This is a genomic window from Melaminivora alkalimesophila (assembly GCF_000282995.1).
In the GTDB taxonomy this organism is placed as follows: Bacteria; Pseudomonadota; Gammaproteobacteria; order Burkholderiales; family Burkholderiaceae_C; genus Melaminivora; species Melaminivora alkalimesophila.
The window spans coordinates 1-2,250 of record NZ_ALEE01000749.1 but is presented as its reverse complement, the minus strand read 5'-3'; the positions used below and the strand labels follow the sequence as shown (position 1 = coordinate 2,250).

Annotated in this window: 1 protein-coding gene and 1 pseudogene; one reads left to right on the top strand and one right to left on the bottom strand. The window is 68.2% G+C overall.

Annotated elements, in window-relative coordinates; all coding sequences use genetic code 11:
* Window positions 1-1,464, bottom strand: a pseudogene (locus tag A612_RS14460) (indolepyruvate ferredoxin oxidoreductase family protein); the annotation flags it as partial.
* 163 nt (window positions 1,465-1,627) lie between these two features.
* Here A612_RS14460 and A612_RS14455 point away from each other — a divergent pair.
* A complete protein-coding gene (locus A612_RS14455; RefSeq protein WP_019375159.1) occupies window positions 1,628-2,134 on the top strand; it encodes an Lrp/AsnC family transcriptional regulator in 507 nt (168 codons plus the stop codon).
* Window positions 2,135-2,250: the final 116 nt, after the last annotated feature.

The following is a 2,250-nucleotide window of genomic DNA, read 5'->3' as shown; positions in this document are numbered from 1 at the left end:
GGGGCAGCCGATGCCGGCCACGGCGCGCGAGCCCTCGGGCACGCGGGTGCTGGTGTTGTGCGGGCAGCCGCTGCAAAACCAGGGCATGCGCTCGCCGGTCGCGAGCTCCTGCGCCGCCAGGTCGCGCTCGCGCGCATCGATCACGGCCAGGCGCTCGTTCATGCGGGCAACGATGTGCTCGGGCATGCCCAGCTTGGTCAGGCGCTTGGCGATCGCCTTGGCGATCAGCGCCGGCGTCAGGTCGGCCTGGGCGCGCAGCAGCCAGTTCTGGCTGGGGTTGGGAACCCCCCACTCGCCGCCGGAATGGTCGCCGTCCACCTCGTCGAACTTGCCCAGCACATGGGGGCGCACGTCGGGGCGCCAGTTGTAGAGCTGCTCCTTGAGCTGGTACTCGATGACCTGGCGCTTTTCCTCGACCACCAGGATTTCCTGCAGCCCCTGGGCGAAGTCGCGCGTGATGGTCGCCTCCAGCGGCCAGACCACGTTGACCTTGTGCACCCGGATGCCGAGCTCGCGGCAGGTGGCGTCGTCCAGGCCCAGGTCGACCAGCGCCTGGCGCATGTCGTTGTAGGCCTTGCCACTGGCGATGAGGCCGAAGCGGTCGTGCGTGCCGTTCTCGATGACGTTGTAGTTCAGCCGGTTGGCGCGCACATAGGCGAGCGCCGCGTACCACTTGTAGTTCATCAGGCGCGCCTCCTGCGTCAGGGGCGCGTCGGGCCAGCGGATGTGCAGGCCGCCGGGCGGCATCTCGAAATCCTCGGGCAGGAGGATCTTCACGCGGTCGGGATCGACCGAGATGCTGGCGCTCGACTCGACCACCTCCTGGATGGTCTTCATGCCCGACCACAGGCCGGAGAAACGGCTCATGGCGAAGGCATGCAGGCCCATGTCCAGGATCTCCTGTACGCTGCTCGGGAAGAACACCGGGATGCTGCAGGCCTTGAAGATGTGGTCGCTCTGGTGGGCCGCCGTCGAGCTTTTGCTGATGTGGTCGTCGCCGGCGACGGCGATCACGCCGCCGTGCCGGGCCGTGCCCGCCATGTTGGCGTGCTTGAACACGTCCACGCTGCGGTCCACGCCCGGGCCCTTGCCGTACCAGATGCCGAAGACGCCGTCGTATTTCTTCGCTTGCGGGTAGATGTCGAGCTGCTGCGTGCCCCACACGGCGGTGGCGGCGAGTTCCTCGTTCACACCGGGCTGGAAGACGATGTGGTGTTCGGCCAGGTGTTTCCTCGCGGACCACAGCGCCTGGTCGTAGCCGCCCAGGGGCGAGCCGCGGTAGCCGCTGATGAAGCCGGCGGTGTTCAGGCCGGCGGCGGCGTCGCGCTGGCGCTGCAGCATGGGCAGGCGCACCAGGGCCTGCGTGCCGCTCATGAAGGCCCGACCGCTCTCCAGCGTGTACTTGTCTTCCAGGGTTACCGTCTCAAGGGCACGGCGCACGTGTTCGGGCAGGGGGGCGTTCATGTCTTTGTCTCCGTGGGGGTGTGGCCTGCGGGCGGCGCGCACGGGCAGGCGTGGCCTCGTGGGCCATGTTGTGCAGTGTATGCCCGAACAGCCGATATGTCTTTGCGTTCTTTGCGGTATTTACCCTGATGTGAGAAAGATTCTTTCCCTGAACAATGGATTCATGGAAACACTCGATCGCTACGACATTGCCATCCTGGGCGAGCTGCAGCAGGATGCGCGGCTGACGAATGCCGAGCTGGCGCAGCGCGTGGGGCTGTCGGCGGCGCCTTGCTGGCGGCGCGTGCGGGCGCTGGAGGAGGCGGGCTACATCCGCGGCTACCGGGCAGAGATCGACCGGCATCGCATCGGCCTGGGGGTGCTGGCCTTCGTGCGGCTGGATGCCGAGCGCAACCGGGGCGACCTGACGATGGCGATGGAGCAGGCGATCGCCCGCATTCCGGAGGTGGTGTCCTGCCACTACATCAGCGGCACCGGCACCTTCGAGCTGCAGGTGGTGGCGCGCGACCTGGACAGCTTCTCGCAGTTCGCGCGCACGGTGCTGCTCAACCTGCCCAACGTCAAGGACATGCACACCAGCTTCTCGCTGGGCGAGGTCAAGGCGGGCGGGGCGCTGCCCCTGGGCCATCTGACGCCGCCGGTGCGTACACCCTCGCGCAGCGCGGCCTGAGCGGCGGCGCGACAATCGGGCCGCATGTCCGACCGGCCCCCCTGCGTTTCCCGACCTGATCCCGCGAGCCACTCCGAGGAGGCTCCGTCCGCTGCCGACGCCTCGCGGGTCGCCGA

What these genes read in the sequence shown, in the direction of transcription:
- A612_RS14455 (WP_019375159.1), top strand. Translation starts at nt 1,628, where the DNA reads ATGGAAACACTCGATCGCTACGACATTGCCATCCTGGGCGAGCTGCAG.